The 14,842-nt window shown below is 69.2% G+C and carries 20 protein-coding genes; 6 read left to right on the top strand and 14 right to left on the bottom strand.

Annotated elements, in window-relative coordinates; all coding sequences use genetic code 11:
- Nucleotides 1–54: 54 nt before the first annotated feature.
- Genes ACZZZQ_RS10990 through pcaH form a run of 8 tightly spaced genes read right to left on the bottom strand, consistent with a single transcriptional unit; the run spans nt 55 to nt 6,512 of the window.
- On the bottom strand, nt 55–1,224 hold the full coding sequence (locus ACZZZQ_RS10990; RefSeq protein ID WP_463507544.1) for a thiolase family protein: 1,170 nt from the start codon (nt 1,222–1,224) through the stop codon (nt 55–57).
- A complete protein-coding gene (locus ACZZZQ_RS10985) occupies nt 1,221–1,856 on the bottom strand; it encodes a 3-oxoacid CoA-transferase subunit B (RefSeq protein WP_463507543.1) in 636 nt (211 codons plus the stop codon). The genes ACZZZQ_RS10990 and ACZZZQ_RS10985 overlap by 4 nt, the downstream gene beginning before the upstream one ends.
- Nucleotides 1,853–2,620: a 3-oxoacid CoA-transferase subunit A gene (locus ACZZZQ_RS10980; RefSeq protein WP_187250177.1), complete on the bottom strand. Its 768-nt coding sequence runs from the start codon at nt 2,618–2,620 to the stop codon at nt 1,853–1,855. Before ACZZZQ_RS10980 ends, ACZZZQ_RS10985 begins: the two co-directional genes overlap by 4 nt.
- Nucleotides 2,617–3,009, bottom strand: coding sequence for a 4-carboxymuconolactone decarboxylase (gene pcaC / locus ACZZZQ_RS10975; RefSeq protein WP_187250176.1), 393 nt, complete (start codon nt 3,007–3,009; stop codon nt 2,617–2,619). Before pcaC ends, ACZZZQ_RS10980 begins: the two co-directional genes overlap by 4 nt.
- Nucleotides 3,006–3,782, bottom strand: coding sequence for an alpha/beta fold hydrolase (locus ACZZZQ_RS10970; RefSeq protein ID WP_463507542.1), 777 nt, complete (start codon nt 3,780–3,782; stop codon nt 3,006–3,008). Before ACZZZQ_RS10970 ends, pcaC begins: the two co-directional genes overlap by 4 nt.
- Nucleotides 3,779–5,086 (bottom strand): lyase family protein, encoded by a 1,308-nt coding sequence (locus tag ACZZZQ_RS10965; protein ID WP_187250174.1) that lies wholly within the window; start codon nt 5,084–5,086, stop codon nt 3,779–3,781. Before ACZZZQ_RS10965 ends, ACZZZQ_RS10970 begins: the two co-directional genes overlap by 4 nt.
- A 44-nt stretch (nt 5,087–5,130) precedes the next feature.
- On the bottom strand, nt 5,131–5,691 hold the full coding sequence (pcaG, locus tag ACZZZQ_RS10960) for a protocatechuate 3,4-dioxygenase subunit alpha (RefSeq protein WP_463508096.1): 561 nt from the start codon (nt 5,689–5,691) through the stop codon (nt 5,131–5,133).
- A gap of 2 nt (nt 5,692–5,693) precedes the next feature.
- Nucleotides 5,694–6,512 carry a protocatechuate 3,4-dioxygenase subunit beta gene (gene pcaH / locus ACZZZQ_RS10955; protein ID WP_320490591.1) on the bottom strand — a complete coding sequence of 273 codons (819 nt, stop codon included), beginning with the start codon at nt 6,510–6,512 and terminating at the stop codon, nt 5,694–5,696.
- A gap of 118 nt (nt 6,513–6,630) precedes the next feature.
- Here pcaH and ACZZZQ_RS10950 point away from each other — a divergent pair, with 118 nt between their 5' ends.
- Both ACZZZQ_RS10950 and ACZZZQ_RS10945 read left to right on the top strand, forming a co-directional pair.
- A complete protein-coding gene (locus ACZZZQ_RS10950; RefSeq protein ID WP_187250171.1) occupies nt 6,631–7,383 on the top strand; it encodes an IclR family transcriptional regulator in 753 nt (250 codons plus the stop codon).
- 88 nt (nt 7,384–7,471) lie between these two features.
- The gene (locus tag ACZZZQ_RS10945) at nt 7,472–8,653 is read left to right on the top strand and encodes a 4-hydroxybenzoate 3-monooxygenase (RefSeq protein ID WP_463507541.1); all 1,182 of its coding nucleotides are present in this window, start codon (nt 7,472–7,474) and stop codon (nt 8,651–8,653) included.
- 28 nt (nt 8,654–8,681) lie between these two features.
- Here ACZZZQ_RS10945 and ACZZZQ_RS10940 read toward each other — a convergent pair whose 3' ends face one another.
- The 3 genes from ACZZZQ_RS10940 to ACZZZQ_RS10930 all read right to left on the bottom strand — a co-directional run bounded on the left by ACZZZQ_RS10940 (nt 8,682) and on the right by ACZZZQ_RS10930 (nt 9,695).
- The gene (locus ACZZZQ_RS10940; RefSeq protein ID WP_463507540.1) at nt 8,682–8,876 is read right to left on the bottom strand and encodes a hypothetical protein; all 195 of its coding nucleotides are present in this window, start codon (nt 8,874–8,876) and stop codon (nt 8,682–8,684) included.
- A 92-nt stretch (nt 8,877–8,968) separates the two neighbouring features.
- Nucleotides 8,969–9,442 (bottom strand): BLUF domain-containing protein, encoded by a 474-nt coding sequence (locus tag ACZZZQ_RS10935; protein WP_463507539.1) that lies wholly within the window; start codon nt 9,440–9,442, stop codon nt 8,969–8,971.
- A complete protein-coding gene (locus ACZZZQ_RS10930) occupies nt 9,435–9,695 on the bottom strand; it encodes a hypothetical protein (protein WP_053097671.1) in 261 nt (86 codons plus the stop codon). Before ACZZZQ_RS10930 ends, ACZZZQ_RS10935 begins: the two co-directional genes overlap by 8 nt.
- 111 nt (nt 9,696–9,806) lie before the next feature.
- Between ACZZZQ_RS10930 and ACZZZQ_RS10925 the strand changes: the two genes are divergently transcribed.
- The 3 genes from ACZZZQ_RS10925 to ACZZZQ_RS10915 all read left to right on the top strand — a co-directional run bounded on the left by ACZZZQ_RS10925 (nt 9,807) and on the right by ACZZZQ_RS10915 (nt 11,025).
- Nucleotides 9,807–10,247 (top strand): hypothetical protein, encoded by a 441-nt coding sequence (locus ACZZZQ_RS10925; RefSeq protein ID WP_463507538.1) that lies wholly within the window; start codon nt 9,807–9,809, stop codon nt 10,245–10,247.
- A gap of 40 nt (nt 10,248–10,287) precedes the next feature.
- Nucleotides 10,288–10,605 carry an NIPSNAP family protein gene (locus tag ACZZZQ_RS10920; RefSeq protein ID WP_053097674.1) on the top strand — a complete coding sequence of 106 codons (318 nt, stop codon included), beginning with the start codon at nt 10,288–10,290 and terminating at the stop codon, nt 10,603–10,605.
- Nucleotides 10,606–10,671: 66 nt separating this feature from the next.
- Nucleotides 10,672–11,025 (top strand): hypothetical protein, encoded by a 354-nt coding sequence (locus ACZZZQ_RS10915; RefSeq protein ID WP_187250164.1) that lies wholly within the window; start codon nt 10,672–10,674, stop codon nt 11,023–11,025.
- A gap of 17 nt (nt 11,026–11,042) precedes the next feature.
- Here ACZZZQ_RS10915 and ACZZZQ_RS10910 read toward each other — a convergent pair whose 3' ends face one another.
- The 3 genes from ACZZZQ_RS10910 to ACZZZQ_RS10900 form a co-directional block, all read right to left on the bottom strand.
- Nucleotides 11,043–11,555, bottom strand: a complete 513-nt coding sequence (locus ACZZZQ_RS10910; protein ID WP_463507537.1) for a GNAT family N-acetyltransferase — start codon at nt 11,553–11,555, stop codon at nt 11,043–11,045.
- 32 nt (nt 11,556–11,587) lie between these two features.
- On the bottom strand, nt 11,588–12,448 hold the full coding sequence (locus ACZZZQ_RS10905; protein WP_463507536.1) for a CPBP family intramembrane glutamic endopeptidase: 861 nt from the start codon (nt 12,446–12,448) through the stop codon (nt 11,588–11,590).
- Between the two features lie 131 nt (nt 12,449–12,579).
- Nucleotides 12,580–13,230, bottom strand: a complete 651-nt coding sequence (locus tag ACZZZQ_RS10900; protein ID WP_463507535.1) for a hypothetical protein — start codon at nt 13,228–13,230, stop codon at nt 12,580–12,582.
- Between the two features lie 141 nt (nt 13,231–13,371).
- Between ACZZZQ_RS10900 and ACZZZQ_RS10895 the strand changes: the two genes are divergently transcribed.
- Nucleotides 13,372–14,739 carry a D-alanyl-D-alanine carboxypeptidase family protein gene (locus tag ACZZZQ_RS10895; protein ID WP_463507534.1) on the top strand — a complete coding sequence of 456 codons (1,368 nt, stop codon included), beginning with the start codon at nt 13,372–13,374 and terminating at the stop codon, nt 14,737–14,739.
- Nucleotides 14,740–14,842: the final 103 nt, after the last annotated feature.

Raw genomic sequence — 14,842 nt, 5'->3', positions numbered from 1 at the left:
GCTTTCGTCATAAGTAGTACTGATACGCGCATAAGCAACGACAGCGGCCCGTGCTCATCGCTCCAGGACGAGCGCGAGCCCCTGGCCGACGCCGATGCACAGAGCCACCACCGCAACGCCTCCGCCACGGCGCACGAGCTCGTGCGCCGCTCGCGCCACGACCCTGCCCCCGGATGCACCGAGCGGATGACCGATCGCGATGGCGCCTCCGTGCACGTTGAGTCGGTCGGGGTCGAGGTCCGGCCATCCGGCCAGACACGCGAGCGACTGCGAGGCGAACGCCTCGTTGAGTTCGACGAGGTCGACCTCGTCCCATGTGCGCCCGGCCCGCGTGAGCGCGCGATTCGCGGCTTCCACCGGCGCGATGCCGAACACATCGGGGTCGTTGCCGAATACTCCTCGCCCGGCGATGCGCGCGAGCGGCTCGCCGTCGATCACGCCCTCGGCCCCGAGCAGGACCGCAGAGGCGCCGTCGTTGATCGGCGAGGAGTTGCCAGCCGTGACGGTGCCGTCGGCGGCGAACAGCGCTCGCAGGCCCGCGAGCTTCTCGAGGGTCGTGTCGTCGCGGATGCCTTCGTCCCGCGCGAGATCGATGCCGGGCACAGCGACGATCTCGCCGTCGAAGACGCCGTCCGCCCACGCCTGGGCGGAGCGCCGATGGCTGCGCAGCGCGAAGGCATCCTGCGTGTCGCGCGTGATCCCGAACACCGTGGCGAGCTTCTCAGCCGATTCGCCGTTCGAGATCGTCCAGTCCTTCGGCAGGGCCGGGTTCGTCATCCGCCACCCGATCGCGGTGTTCCACATCGTCGGGTTGCCGACCGCCGGCCACGGCTTCGGCGACTTCTCGACGACATACGGTGCGCGACTCATCGACTCGACCCCGCCGGCCAGCACGATGTCGGCGTCGCCCGTCTCGATCGCCCGGGAGCCCTGGATGACCGCTTCGAGACTCGACCCGCACAGGCGGTTCACCGTCGCCCCGGGCACCGTCGTCGGGAAGCCGGCGAGCAGGGCGGCGAAGCGGGCGACGTCGCGGTTGTCCTCCCCCGCCTGATTCGCATCGCCCAGGAGCACGTCGTCGATGCGGGCGGGGTCGATTCCCGTGCGCTCGACGACGGCGGCGAGCACCACAGCCGCGAGATCGTCGGGCCGGACGCCCGCCAGCGCCCCTCCCGCTCGACCGAACGGCGTGCGGACCGCGTCGTAGATGAAGGAGGCGGTCATGAGAGCTCCAGTCCGGTCAGTGCGCGCAGCGTCTCCACGGTGTTGTCGCCGAAGGCCTCCTGCACGACGAAGCGACCGTCGACGACGTCGAAGACCGCATGGTCGGTGTAGACGCGGGTCACGCAGCCGACCCCGGTGAGAGGGTAGGTGCACTCGGTCACGAGCTTCGACGAGCCGTCCTTCGCCAGCAGGTCGGTCATGACGAACACCTGCTTCGCGCCGATCGCGAGATCCATGGCCCCGCCGACGGCCGGGATCGCACCCGGTGCACCTGTCGACCAGTTCGCGAGGTCCCCGTTCTGGGCGACCTGGAAGGCACCGAGCACGCAGACGTCGAGGTGCCCGCCGCGCATCATCGCGAAGGAGTCGGCGTGGTGGAAGTAGGCGGCCCCGGGGAGCGCAGTGACCGGCTGCTTGCCCGCGTTGATGAGGTCGGGGTCAATCCGGTCGGCGGCCGGCGCAGGCCCCATGCCGAGGAGGCCGTTCTCGGTGTGCAGGATGATCTCGAGGTCGGCCGGCAGGAAGTTCGCGACCAGGGTCGGGGCCCCGATGCCGAGGTTGACCACGGCACCCTCGGGGATGTCGGCGGCGATCCGTGCCGCGAGCTCGTCACGCGTGACGCGGGTGGTCATCGCACGCCTCCTTCGCCGGCGGTGCCGGTGGCGGCGGCATCCAGCGGCCGACCTTCGATGTCGACACCGCCGATGAACCCCGCGTCGCCGAGCCAGGCACGACGCCCGACGGCGACGACACGATCGACGAAGAGACCGGGGGTGACGACGGTCTCGGGATCGATGGACCCGAGGGGCACGATCTCGTCGACCTGGACGATCGTCGTAGCTGCCGCCGATGCCATGACCGGACCGAAGTTCCTGGCGGTCTCGCGATAGACGAGGTTGCCCCATCGATCGGCGGCGCGGGCGCTGACCAGCGCGACATCCGCCGCGATCGGGTATTCGAGCACGTAGCGCCGACCCTCGATCGACCGCTCCTCCTTGCCCTCGGCGAGCTGGGTGCCGACGCCGGTCGGAGAGAAGAAGGCCCCGATGCCCGCGCCGGCTGCCCGGATGCGCTCGGCGAGATTGCCCTGGGGCACGATCTCGAGTTCGATCTCACCTGCGCGGTAGAGGCCGTCGAACACCCAGGAATCGTGCTGCCGTGGGAACGAGCACATGATCTTGCGCACCCGCCGCTCGGCGAGCAGCGCTGCGAGCCCGGTGTCGCCGTTGCCCGCATTGTTGGCGACGATCGTCAGGTCGCCCGCACCCTGCGCGATGAGGGCGTCGATCAGTTCGACCGGCTGCCCCGCGCGCCCGAAGCCGCCGATCATCACCGTGGCACCGTCGGTGATTCCGGCGACCGCGGTCGCGGCATCCGGCACGGTCTTGTCGATCACGATGCCCCCTCGGCGGCGAAGACCTCGCCCGCGATGCGGAACGCGGTGTTGGCCGCGGGGACCCCCGAGTAGACCGCGGACTGCAGGATCACCTCGCGGATCTCGGCGACGGTCAGACCGTTGCGCAGAGCCGCGCGCAGATGCATCGCGAGCTCTTCGTGATGACCGTGCGCGATGAGCGACGAGAGCACGGCGATCGACCGCGAGCGACGATCCAACCCTGGACGCGACCAGACCTCGCCCCAGGCGACGCGCGTGATGAAGTCCTGGAAGTCGGCGGTCAGGTCGGTCGTGGCGGCGATCGCACGGTCGACGTGCTCATCCGAGAGCACCGCCCGCCGCACCGCGAACCCCTGGGTCCGACGTTCGTCATCGCTGAGACCGGTCATCGCCGGCTCCTCTCGTTCAGGAAGTCATCGAGCAGGGCGGAGATCTCGGCGGGGGCGTCGACCGGTGCGAGGTGCGACGCGGACGCGACACCGGCAGTCCGGCCGTCGCGCACGCCGTCGGCGATCTCTCGCGCGGAGCTCTCAGGCGTCACCTGGTCGTGCTCGCACCAGATCGCGAGCACCGGGGCGTCGATCTCGTGCAGTCGCGCGCGCACGTCGTACTCGGCCAGCGCCTCGCAGCATCGTGCGTAGCTCTCGTCGTCCGCGTCCTGCAGCGCGTGCAGCAGACGTCCGGTGAGATCAGGATGCGCGGCGACGGAGCCGGGCGCGAACCAGCGCTGCGCCGAGGCGATGATCAGGGCCGACGTGGACTCGGCACGCACTCTCGCGGCGCGCTCGCGCCAGGCCGCGGCCTCGCCGATCACCGCGCCCGAGCAGAGGATCGCACCTCTCTCGACGAGAGTCGGATGCCGCAGCAGCAGCTCCAGGCCGACTGCTCCGCCGAGCGAGACGCCGGCGTAGCGGACGCGGTCGGCTCCCCGATCCCGAACCGCGGCGGCGACCGCATCCGCGAGGTCGGACACCGAGAACGGCACGGTCGCCGGGGTCGAGGCTCCGTGCCCCGGGAGGTCCCAGGCGACGACACGGTGCGACGTCGCGAGCGTCGGGGCGACCGACTCCCAGAGGATCGTCGAAGTGCCCAGCGACGGGCCGAGGATGAGCAGCGGGGCGCCGGACGGTCCGATCGGTTCGGTGAACGCGAGCTCGATCATCGGCCATCCTCCGATCCGTCGGCGCCCGTGTAGGACGTCGGGTCGAGCAGGCCCTCGAGGTCGAGATCCGCGGCTTCGGGCAGCGCCCGCACGAGCCCTCCGAGATCGGCGCCCTCGGCGGCCGACGCGATGAGCTCGTCGAATCTCGCCCGCCCGATCAGGGGCACGAGCACGATCGCGAGCCGCTCGCTGACGATCAGGGCGCCGGTGAGCGCGAGGTTCCGCGATGCCGCACTCGGATCGACGCGCAGGCTCCGGGCGAGCGAGGACGCGTGCGCCGAGGCGCCGAGCGCGAGTCGGAGGAGTTCGCGCAGCGTCGGCCATTCGGCGTGCCATGCGCCATCGGGCCGCTCGTCGACGGCCAGCGCTGCGACGAGGTGCAGTGTCGCTCCCAGGTGCGGCGCCCGCAGGGCGGCGGAGCGGATCAGCGTCGATGCGACGGGATTCTGCTTCTGCGGCATCGCCGACGACCCGCCGCCGCGTCCCTCGCTCAGCTCGCCGATCTCGGTGCGGCTCAACGTCGCCACGTCGCTCGCGATCTTGCCGAGCGCGTCGATGGTCTGCACCAGGGCGTCGCCGAGCTCGGTGATGGGCCAGCGTGTGACCTGCCACGACTCGGCGGGAGTCTCGAGCCGAGCGTGCCGCGCGAACCATTCCACGAGCGACTCGGCTCTGTCGACGGAGCCCGTGATCTCGACGAACGACGCGCGGGTGCCCGCCGCTCCCGCGAGCTGCGCCGGGAACTCCAGCGCAGCGAGTCGGGTGATCGCCCGGTCGACGCCTCGCACCCAGGTCGCGACCCGAGCTCCCAGGGTGATCGGCAGAGCGTGCTGGGTCAGCGTGCGCGCCGCGACGACATCGCGGCCGTGCCGCTCGGCGACTCCGCGCAACCCGTCGACGACCCCGGTCAGAGACTCGCGCACGCGCTCGACCGCGGCGAGGGCGATGATCATCATCGCGGTGTCGACGATGTCCTGGCTCGTCGCGCCGCGGTGGACCCAGGGACGCAGAGGCTCCGGCACGCGGTCCTTCAGCTGCGCGACGAGGGGGATGACCGGATTCCCTCCGTCGACCGACGCCGCGACGAGGGCGGGCAGATCGACCGCATCGGTCGCGGAAGCATCCCCGCGCAACGCGCGCACGATCACCTCATGCTCGCTCTCGGGCAGCATCCCGATCTCGCGATAGGCCGTGACCAGCGCCTGCTCGGCACAGACCAGCGCCTCGAGCACGGCCGCATCGCTCACCGCCTCGTCGTGCCCGGCCGTCACCGGCGAGAGCAGCCCCTCATCGAATGCCGTCATGACTCGCCTCCTCCTGCTCGACGCGCGCGACGCCGCCGATCGCCTCAGTAGACAAGGAACACCGTCTCCCCGTCGCCCTGCAGGCGGATGTCGTGTGTCAGCCAGCCGTCGGGGGTGCGCGTCGCGATCAGGGTCGCACGCTCCTCCGTCGACAGCGAGGCGAGCAGTGGATCGGCATCGAGAGCTGCCGAGTCCTCAGGCAGGTAGATGCGCGTGTGCAGCTTGTCGGGCAGGCCTCGGGCGTAGACGATCGCCGCGAAGAACGGTGCGCGCGCGCCTGCTGGGCCCGGGTTGCGCGTCCAGAACTCGTAGCGGCCCTCGTCGTTCGTGAAGGCACGGCCGAATCCCGTGAACGTGTGGTCGTCGCGGCGGAGCGATCCGCGGGCGCGGGGCACGGTGCCGTCGGCATCCGCTCCGAAGATCTCGATGAACGCATCCGGGATCGGGTGGCCCGCTCCGTCGCGCACGGTGCCGGCGAGCAGGATGGCGCCTGGTGAGTGCGGCGAGGCGATCTCGTGCATCTTGGGGTACTCGACCCCGTACGCGAAGAACGGACCGACGGTCTGTCCGGGCGTCGGTCGGCGGGTCCTGGTCGGAACGGACATGCTCACGCCTCCTCCTGCTCGAACCACGTGGCGTCGGGGCCGTCGACGACGATGTCGAAGCGGTAGCCCGTCGACCACTCCGGCGATGTCAGATCGTGGTCGTAGACGCCGATGAGGGCGTCGCGGTCCTTCTGCCGCCAGATCGTGTTGTAGATGGGGTCCAGGGCGAAGAGGGGATCGCCCGGGAAGTACATCTGCGTCACCAGCCGCTGGGTGAACGACGAGCCGAACACCGAGAAGTGGATGTGCGCGGGCCGCCAGGCGTTCGCGTGGTTCTTCCACGGATAGGGCCCCGGTTTGATCGTGGTGAAGTGGTACTCGCCGTCGGCATCGGTGATCGCGCGACCGGCGCCGGTGAAGTTCGGATCGAGCGGGGCCGGATGCTGATCGCGCTGGTGGATGTACCGGCCCGACGAGTTCGCCTGCCACAGCTCGATGAGCTGGTCGGCGATCGGACGGCCCCAGGAGTCGAGCAGCCGCCCGCGCACGGTCATCCGCTCGCCGAGGGGCTCCCCCGCATGCTGGATGGTCAGGTCGGACTCGATCGCCGCGACATCGCGCTGTCCGAACGCGGGCGACAGCAGCTCGATGGTCTCGGGGTCGACGAGGCGCGGGTTCTTCGTCGGATGCCGCAGCAGGCTCGAGCGATACGGCGCGAAGTCGTGCATCGTCGCGGGGAGCACCTCACCCGCGGCCTCCCGGCGCTCGAGTGACGCGTGCAGGTCGACGATCTCCTGCGTGATCTCGGCCTGACTGACCTGAACGGGCGATGCGAGCAGCGACTCGGGCGCGGCGGCGATCGTTCCGGATGAGGCGGTCATGGGTGTCTCCTTCGACACGGCGGGCTGCGTTCACAGCATCCTGATCCCCGGGGCGGACGAATGGTGTCCGATTCCCATCCAATGAGACACGAGGCGCGCTGCGTGCGATCATCGACGCATGGCCAACTCCTCCTCGGGCGACTCCGTCACCGAACGACTGATCCGCGTGCTCGAGACGTTCACGCCTGCGCGCACCGTGCAGAGCGCCGCCGAGATCGGCCGCAGGGCCGGGCTGCCCGCGTCCTCGGCGCATCGAATCGTAGGCGAGCTCGTCGATGCCGGAATGCTCGAACGCGACGACGACCGGAGGATCCGCATCGGGATGCGTCTGTGGGAGCTCGCCACGCGGTCGTCCCATGCCCTGCGTCTTCGTCAGGCGGCGCTGCCCTTCATGGAGCGAGTGCAGTCGCGGGTGCGCGAGCACACCCAGCTGGCGATCCTGGAGCAGGACGAAGCACTGTTCCTGGAACGCCTCAGCAGCCCGGAATCCGGCTCGAACGTCACTCGGGTGGCGGGGCGTCTTCCCCTGCATGCGTCGTCATCGGGGCTCATCCTGCTGGCATACGCCGACCGGGCGGTGCAGGAGCGCGTCCTCGCCGGTCCGCTGCCCGCGGTCTCCGCTGAGACCATCACCGACCCGGCCGCGCTGCGTCGCAAGCTCGCCGAGGTCAGGGCCGTCGGGCATGCAGCGGCACCCGGATACATCGAGGCCGTATCCACGGGTGTCGCCGTGCCCGTGCACGATGAGACCGGGAGCGTCGCGGCGGCGCTCTCGGTCGTGCTGCGCCGCGAGGCTCCGATCGAGCCGGCACTGCGCGAACTGCTCGCGGCGGCGCGGGACATCGAGCGCGCACTGGGCGGGCGCCGCTGAGGCGGAATCCCATTCAACGGTAGAAGGCTCTGGGTGCCGCGCCCACGCGCCCACAATGGGTGGCGACACATCCGTCGAAGGAGACGCCATGACCATCACCGTCCGCACCCGCGTCGCCATCGTCGGCGCCGGCCCCGCCGGGCTCCTGCTCTCGCACCTGCTGGCCGATGCCGGCATCGAGTCGATCATCCTCGACAGACGCGGCCGCGACGAGATCGAGTCCACGATCCGCGCCGGCATCCTCGAGCAGGAGACCGTCCGGGTTCTCAGCGAGACCGGGGCGAGCGACCGGGTGCTGACGGTCGGCAACCGGCACGACGGCATCGAGCTTCACTTCGAGGGCGAAGGTCATCGCATCGACTTCCCCTCCCTCACCGGCCGCAGCGTCTGGCTGTATCCGCAGCACGAGGCTCTGAAGGATCTGATCGCCGCGCGGCTCGCCGCAGGTCAGGATCTCCGATTCGAGACCGAGGCCACTGCCGTCGGCGACGTCGAGAGCGATCACCCCTGGGTGACCGCGACCTCAGCGGACGGCACCGATCTGCGCATCGAGGCCGAGTTCGTGGTCGGAGCCGACGGCTCGCGCAGCGTCGTGCGCCCCGCTGTCACAGGCTCCTCTTCCGGCGGATACTTCCGGGAGTACCCGTTCGCGTGGTTCGGCATCCTGTGCGAAGCGCCGCCGAGCTCCGACGAGCTGATCTACAGCAACTCCCCCGACGGATTCGCGCTGATCAGTCAGCGCAGCGCGACCGTGCAGCGCATGTACTTCCAGTGCGACCCCGAAGCCGACCCGCATGCCGTCTCCGAAGCCGAGATCTGGGACACCCTGCAGGCGCGCGTTCCCGGGACGGCCCTGACCGAGGGTCCCATCTTCCAGAGGGACGTTCTGCGCTTCCGCAGCTTCGTCGCGCACGAGCTGCGCCACGGACGCGCCGTGCTCGTCGGCGACGCCGCGCACACCGTGCCGCCGACCGGCGCCAAGGGCATGAATCTCGCCGTCGCCGATGTCGTGCTGCTCGACCGGGCCCTGCGGGCCCTGCTGCTCGAGAACGACACGCGTCTGATCGATGCGTTCGCCGACACCGCACTGCGCCGCATCTGGAAGGCCCAGCACTTCTCGTGGTGGATGACGAGCATGCTGCACACCGCGTCCGATGCATCGGCGTTCGATCAGCGTCGACAGGTCGGGGAGCTGCGCTCGGTCGTCGAGTCGGAGGCAGGTCGCACCTTCCTCGCAGAGGCGTACACCGGATGGCCGCACAGGGTCTGATCATTCCGCGGCGAGCGCCACCGCTGGGTCAGGCGGTGTCCGCGTGCGGGAGTGCCAGGTCCACGAGGCTCACGACGAACTTCCCCGGCTCCTCGAGCATGCAGAGGTGGGCGGAGTTCTCGAACCAGACGACGTGCGTCGATGGAGCGGACACGCGGTCGATCCATCGTTCGACGGGTGCGGTGGGCGTCGTCCAGTCATGGCGTCCGAGGAACTGGAGCATCGGCACGTCGAACGCGGTCCTGACGACCTCACCCGGCCCGGGTGACACCGGGTGGTGGCGCGGCGAGCGTGCTCATCCGCCTCAGATGACGGCTAGCGCGACCGGGCTTCGCTCTCGACGGGCTGCCGACTGGCCGACTCACGCACTCGGAACCACAGCGTCAGCTCCATGATCGCGCGACCGATCATGTCGTGATCGCCCATGCGGAGATCGTCGAACGAGTCGCGATATCCCGAGGCCGTTCCAGGCTCGGGAGCGACGAGGGACTGATATCCCATCGTCCAGTCCCGGAAGCGCCGTTCGTGCAGCGGCTCTTCGATCAGCACGCGGACATCCGTGTGGCGCGGGTCGCGGCCGATCCTCTCCATCAACGCTTCGACGTCAGACCTGGGCCCTTCGAGGATCTGCACGAACTCTCCGCCGCGGTAGAGCAGCATGCCGGTGATGTCGCGGTCGCTGTTGCGGGCGCGACTCACTGCCAGCAGTTCACCGAGCTCGTGTTCGCCGAACGGCTGCGTGGCGCTGCTGCAGTAGACGAGCGAGACGAGCGGATTCTGTTCAGTCATTCCGCACCCCGTCCCCGCCGTGGTGAGCCGACCGATGCGCGCCGACCTCGACGGTGGCCGTCACCGCTGCCATCGCTCGATGGTGGTCCGCGAAGTCGCCGATGGAGCGCGAGGCCGCGTCGAATGCGCGCCAGACGCCGTCGGACAGACGGTCGACGTAGCCGAGGAAGGAGCCGTCCTGGCTGCCCACGTAGAAGCCGTCTGCCACGCTCGCCCAGAGCGGGCGAACAGGCGTCGGCGATTGATCACCCATGCCCTCAGCGTACCTTCGAGATTCCGGGTGGGCTCCGGATCATCCTCCAGGCGGATGCCGATACCTCGCTTGCACGATGCCGCAGCGCGGCGATCCAGCGAGGCTGGACACATGAACGCACGAATCGCACTGGCCGCACCTGCTCTGCTCCTCGCGGGGGCGCTCACTCTCTCCGGATGCGCCGCGTACGACAGCATCGTCCACAAGCAGGCCACGTCGACCTTCGACGACGTCGCAGCGTTCGACGACGGCGCAGAGGTCGACACGGACTGGCTGCCTGCGGACGCCACCGCGATCACCGTGCGGACGTCGACGATCGAGGATGCCCCGGATGCCGTCATCCTGCTCACCAGCGAATCCGCGCTCGGCGAGGACTGCGTCGAGGTGGATCGGCAGTCGGCGCCTGCCTGGGTGCTCGACGACGCCCCGGACCCGTACACGGCGAAGACGGTCTTCGCCTGCGGCGACTGGAGCGTGGTGGAGAGCGCTGACGGCTGGTTCGGCTGGACGCCGAATTCAGAACAGGAGCGGAGCGCCGCAGCCGCGGAGTGACGATCGGAACGCGCGGTCCGGCTCTGGCAGGATCAAGGACATGATCACGGTTCACCTGCGCTACGAGATCGACCCCGACAAGCTCGACGACTTCACCGAGTACGGCAGGGCATGGATCCGTCTGGTGGCGAAGCACGGCGGGACCCACCACGGCTACTTCATGCCGAGCGAAGGCGACAGCGATGAGGCGTTCGCGCTGTTCACGTTCCCCTCGTTGGCCGAGTACGAGGTCTACCGCACGGCATCGAAGACCGACCCCGAGTGCATCGAGGCCTTCGAGTTCGCGCGCAGGACCCAATGCATCCGCCGCTACGAGCGCCGCTTCCTCAGCCCCGTCTTCTCGGCCGACGCCGACTGAGGAGGATGCTCCCGCCCGGTGCGTCAAGGGGTTCGACGGTGCCGCTCTCGGTCCTAGCGTCTCCGCATGGCTATCGAACTGAATCACCCCGCCCTCGAACACGCCCGCTCGCTGGTCCGCGACGGCAAGGTCGTCCGCGATGAGCGCGACGACTGGTCGGAGGCCGCGCCCAGCGCTGACGACGAGAACCGCTTCATCGAGCAGCACGGATGGACCGAGTTCTCCCACTGGCACCTGGGCATCGACAAGAGCGAGAACCCCGAGACGAAGAAGGCGTACTCCTTCCCCTTCGGGGACCTCCGCTCGGTACGCCGCTCGGGAGTCATCTCCGGTGAGAGCCGTGCCGGGCAGTACGACCACACCGAGATCCGCGACGAGCTGCGCAAACTCCTCGAGCTGATCGACGCCGACCGCGACTAGCTCGGACTCCGGATACCTCAGTCCGAAAGCGACCGTTTGCCGGGATGTTCGGCCCCGCCCGTGGCCACGGGCCGCGACATCATGATCTCGATCCGTCCGTCGGGAAACGTCTCGCTCGCCCCATCTGGCGTGAATCCCAGGCGCGTGTACGCCGCGATCCCCCGGGGGTTGCTCTCCATCACACCGAGATGGATCGTGTCCGCTCCACGGGAGGAGACATAGTCCACGCAGGCGACCATCAGCGCGTCGACGGCTCCCTGACCCCGGTGCCCCGGTGCGACCCAGACCCCGTTGACCACCCAGCGTCCACTCATGTCGTAGACGCCGCCGATCCCGACGTCCTCGCCATCGATGCTCGCGATGAATGCTCCGGGATGAGTCGAACGGCTCCGCCAGACGTCGTCGCCGAACGCGGACTCCCGCTGCAGCGTCGACCCGAACATCTCCGGGGACTCTGCGAGCGCGGCCAGCCGAAGGTCTCGGTAGCGTTCCCACGTCGCAGACGGCGCCGGAGTGATCGTCACATGCATGCCAGAAGCCTGCCAGAGCGCGGGACGCGACGTCAGATCCGGTCGCTGACTACGGCCCCCGCGTCGTCGCTGAGCGCGTTCCGCTTGTCGCGTCGGCTCTCCCGAATGACGCTGATGACGCTGATCGCCAGCAGGATCAGAAGCAGGCTCTCAACGTACCCGAGTGCTCCGGTCCCCGAGTCGTCCGCAAGCGAATGCTGCACCGGGACCGATGCGGACGGAAGCCCGACGTCGGACCCGACGTAGAGGACCCAGTCGGTGAGAGCGTGAATGAGCATGGCGACCCAGATGCGTCCGGTGACGCGACGGATCCAGTAGTAGGTGGCGCCGGCTGACATCAGGGCGATCACATTGAAGGCGATGATGAAGAGCGGCAGACCGCTGAACAGGTAACCCGGAATATGGGCGAGCGCGAACACGAAGCACGTGAGGAGGAACACGGCGAACTCGCCGAAGCGCGCGCGGACCGCTGTGAGCAAGACGCCCCGGATCACCAGCTCCTCACCGAAGCCGACCATCAGCGTTCCCAGCGCCACGACGACCAGGAAGCCGAGCGAGCGCTCAGCCCAGGGCACGTCGAACAGCTCGACCACCGGCACGGCGAACGCGAGCACGGGTATCGAGATCAGCCACCACCGGCGAGGGGTGAGGGTCGGGGTCGGTCGCTCTCTCCACACCTCGGCACCCCAGCCTGCCCACCGCAGGAACAGCAGAACGCCGCCGATGCCCACAGCGAGGGGGATGAAGTGACCGAGGGAGAAGTCCGCCAACGAGCCGTCGTCGCCGACCAGCCCGCTGAGGAGGTTGCCGAGCCCCCACGCGCAGAGAACGTAGAAGACCACGACCCCGAGTGCGAGCCAGATGCTGCGGGGACGTTCGATTGCGGTCTTCATCCTGAGGCTCCCCCTGATCCGGCGGACGGCGCCCCGTCGACGCCGCATGAGAGCGAGCTTCCGGTCTCCTAGGCAATCCTAGGGTTCCGGAACATCCGCTCGTCGTTCGCCGACTGACGCAGAGAGGTCGCTCACCCCTTCGGAGCGAACGAGCCCAGAGCCGACCGATACTGCGCGCTGTCGCTGCGCACCTCATCGGTGACCAACAGCGCGTGAGGGCCGATCTGTCGCACGTGCAACTCGCGGCACGGGATGGTCACGACCTTCAGCAGGCCGCGACGCCAGGCATCCGCGAGCGCCTCGACGTCTCGATGCTCGGGACTCTCGGCGAGCGTCGTCGGTCGTGTCTCGACGTGAGAATCGAAGCCGCGCCGCTCCCAGTCCCGATATGCCTCATCGTCGAAGACATCGCCGCCGAAGTCGTCTCGCCATGCTGGCCCGACGAGCTCGCGCAGAAGGCGCTCCCGCTCCGTCGAGCTCAGATCTGAGCTGAACACCGCATCGAGCAGACCTCGGTCGGGTTCGACGGCGGCGTGCGCGAGCACGTCCTCCCAGATCCGCGACCAGGCTGCCGACCAGCGCTCGCGGGTGACGGCATCCACCGGGTTCGCCGCAGCCGCGGGCATCTCGATCAGCCTCGGCGGCAGCATCTCGCCGACGGGACGCAGATCGTGCGCCTCTCGAATCCAGAGCAACTCGAGCAGGAGCTGTGGCCTGTCCTCCACGGTGATGGACATGTCGTGCGGCCAGGGGTTGCCCGGCATCGGAGTCGTCGATCGCATCCCGTCAGTCCATCGGATCGCCGTTCGGCTTTCAACCGGTTGCTGTCCCCCGAACGGCGGATACCGGAGGATGCCGGCATACGAGAGGATGGCCTTTTCTGCGGAATGCGAGCGACGGGTGGACGCGATGAGGGGCTCTCGATGACAGCACCCGGGCAGCCGGTGGATGGGCTGTCCGATTTCGCGGAGCTCATGGCGCATGAGCAGGAGTTCAGCGGTGATCGGGTCGACCCCGCGGTGCGCAGAAGACGCCGGCGACGAGGACTCATCATCACCGCCGTCTGCGTGGTCCTGGTGCTGGCCGTGACCGGAGGGTACGTCGGGTGGGCGCTCACGGCTCCGGTGGATCCGCCGGCCGTGACCGCACGCGCACCGCAGGTCCCGGTCGGCGACGCGGCTGCCGTCGCCACGCATACGGCTGCGGCATCGGCGATCAGCGTGTCCGGCGCCGACGCGTACCTGGGCGAGGGGGCGAGCGGCACCTGGTCGGCGACGGGGACGGGCGAGCCGCTCCCGATCGCGAGCATCACCAAGCTCATCACCGCCCTCGTCATCCTCGACGCGTCACCGCTCGCCTCCGCAGACGACCCCGGACCGACCATCACGTTCGGCAAGGCCGATCACGACCTCTACGACCAGTACTACGTGCAGGGCGCGACCATCGCTCCGATGCCCACCGGCACCTCGATGTCGTTGCACGATGCCCTGGCCGTCATGCTCATCCCCTCCGCGAGCAACTACGCCGACGCGCTGTCCTCCCGGATCTTCGGGTCGCAGAGCGCTTTCCTCAGTGCGACGCGCGCCTGGCTCGCATCCCACGGCCTCACCGGAACGACGGTCACCGAGCCCACCGGCATCAGTCCGCGCAACACGAGCACGCCCGCCGATCTGCTGGCCATCGCGAAGCTCGCCGCCGCGCATCCGGCGATCGCTCGGATCGCCGCGACCCCCTCGGTCTCGATCCCCGGCGCCGGTCAGCTGATCAACACGAACGCCCTCCTCGGCACCGCCGGTATCACGGGACTGAAGACCGGCAACCTCGGCGAGGGCACGCACAGCCTGCTGTACACGGCGACGCTCGACGTGGGCGCGCCCGATCCGCTCGCGATCACCGGCGTCGTCCTCGGCGGATCATCGCGCGAGTCGGTGAATGCCACCGTGATCGCCGAGCTCGAGAGCATCCGCTCCGGCTTCCATCAGGTGCCCGTCGCGAGCGAGGGCCAGGAGATCGGAACGATCTCGACACCCTGGGGGTCCACCGCCACCCTGGTCATCGGCGAGGACGCATCGATCTTCACCTGGTCGGACACGCCGATCGAGCTGACGATGGACATCGACACCCCTCCCACCTACCGCGACGGCACGGCCGTGGGGACCGTCACCTGGACCGCCGGACCGAACACCGTCACTGCCCCGGTGACCATCTCGGGGACCATCGATCCTCCCACCGAGTGGTGGCGCCTCACCCACCCGTCCGAGCTCGGCTCCGCGACGGATGCCGAGGGCTGAGGCCGCTCGACCGCGCATCGGAACGCTGCGTGCCGACCTTCGGACGAAAGTCGAAAGATCGACCGATCGGCCTCCGCCTGCGTTCTCCGGCTATACGATCTGC

Source organism: Microbacterium sp. AC132 (genome assembly GCF_979258525.1).
Note: the sequence above shows the minus strand (reverse complement) of the source record. Positions and strands in the feature narration are given on the sequence as shown.

Bases quoted from the DNA above. Each gene is read 5' to 3' on its own strand.
- ACZZZQ_RS10990 (WP_463507544.1), bottom strand. From the start codon at position 1,224: ATGACCGCCTCCTTCATCTACGACGCGGTCCGCACGCCGTTCGGTCGA.
- ACZZZQ_RS10985 (WP_463507543.1), bottom strand. From the start codon at position 1,856: ATGACCACCCGCGTCACGCGTGACGAGCTCGCGGCACGGATCGCCGCC.
- pcaC (WP_187250176.1), bottom strand. From the start codon at position 3,009: ATGACCGGTCTCAGCGATGACGAACGTCGGACCCAGGGGTTCGCGGTG.
- ACZZZQ_RS10970 (WP_463507542.1), bottom strand. From the start codon at position 3,782: ATGATCGAGCTCGCGTTCACCGAACCGATCGGACCGTCCGGCGCCCCG.
- ACZZZQ_RS10965 (WP_187250174.1), bottom strand. From the start codon at position 5,086: ATGACGGCATTCGATGAGGGGCTGCTCTCGCCGGTGACGGCCGGGCAC.
- pcaG (WP_463508096.1), bottom strand. From the start codon at position 5,691: ATGTCCGTTCCGACCAGGACCCGCCGACCGACGCCCGGACAGACCGTC.
- pcaH (WP_320490591.1), bottom strand. From the start codon at position 6,512: ATGACCGCCTCATCCGGAACGATCGCCGCCGCGCCCGAGTCGCTGCTC.
- ACZZZQ_RS10950 (WP_187250171.1), top strand. From the start codon at position 6,631: ATGGCCAACTCCTCCTCGGGCGACTCCGTCACCGAACGACTGATCCGC.
- ACZZZQ_RS10945 (WP_463507541.1), top strand. From the start codon at position 7,472: ATGACCATCACCGTCCGCACCCGCGTCGCCATCGTCGGCGCCGGCCCC.
- ACZZZQ_RS10940 (WP_463507540.1), bottom strand. From the start codon at position 8,876: ATGCTCCAGTTCCTCGGACGCCATGACTGGACGACGCCCACCGCACCC.
- ACZZZQ_RS10935 (WP_463507539.1), bottom strand. From the start codon at position 9,442: ATGACTGAACAGAATCCGCTCGTCTCGCTCGTCTACTGCAGCAGCGCC.
- ACZZZQ_RS10930 (WP_053097671.1), bottom strand. From the start codon at position 9,695: ATGGGTGATCAATCGCCGACGCCTGTTCGCCCGCTCTGGGCGAGCGTG.
- ACZZZQ_RS10925 (WP_463507538.1), top strand. From the start codon at position 9,807: ATGAACGCACGAATCGCACTGGCCGCACCTGCTCTGCTCCTCGCGGGG.
- ACZZZQ_RS10920 (WP_053097674.1), top strand. From the start codon at position 10,288: ATGATCACGGTTCACCTGCGCTACGAGATCGACCCCGACAAGCTCGAC.
- ACZZZQ_RS10915 (WP_187250164.1), top strand. From the start codon at position 10,672: ATGGCTATCGAACTGAATCACCCCGCCCTCGAACACGCCCGCTCGCTG.
- ACZZZQ_RS10910 (WP_463507537.1), bottom strand. From the start codon at position 11,555: ATGCATGTGACGATCACTCCGGCGCCGTCTGCGACGTGGGAACGCTAC.
- ACZZZQ_RS10905 (WP_463507536.1), bottom strand. From the start codon at position 12,448: ATGAAGACCGCAATCGAACGTCCCCGCAGCATCTGGCTCGCACTCGGG.
- ACZZZQ_RS10900 (WP_463507535.1), bottom strand. From the start codon at position 13,230: ATGCGATCGACGACTCCGATGCCGGGCAACCCCTGGCCGCACGACATG.
- ACZZZQ_RS10895 (WP_463507534.1), top strand. From the start codon at position 13,372: ATGACAGCACCCGGGCAGCCGGTGGATGGGCTGTCCGATTTCGCGGAG.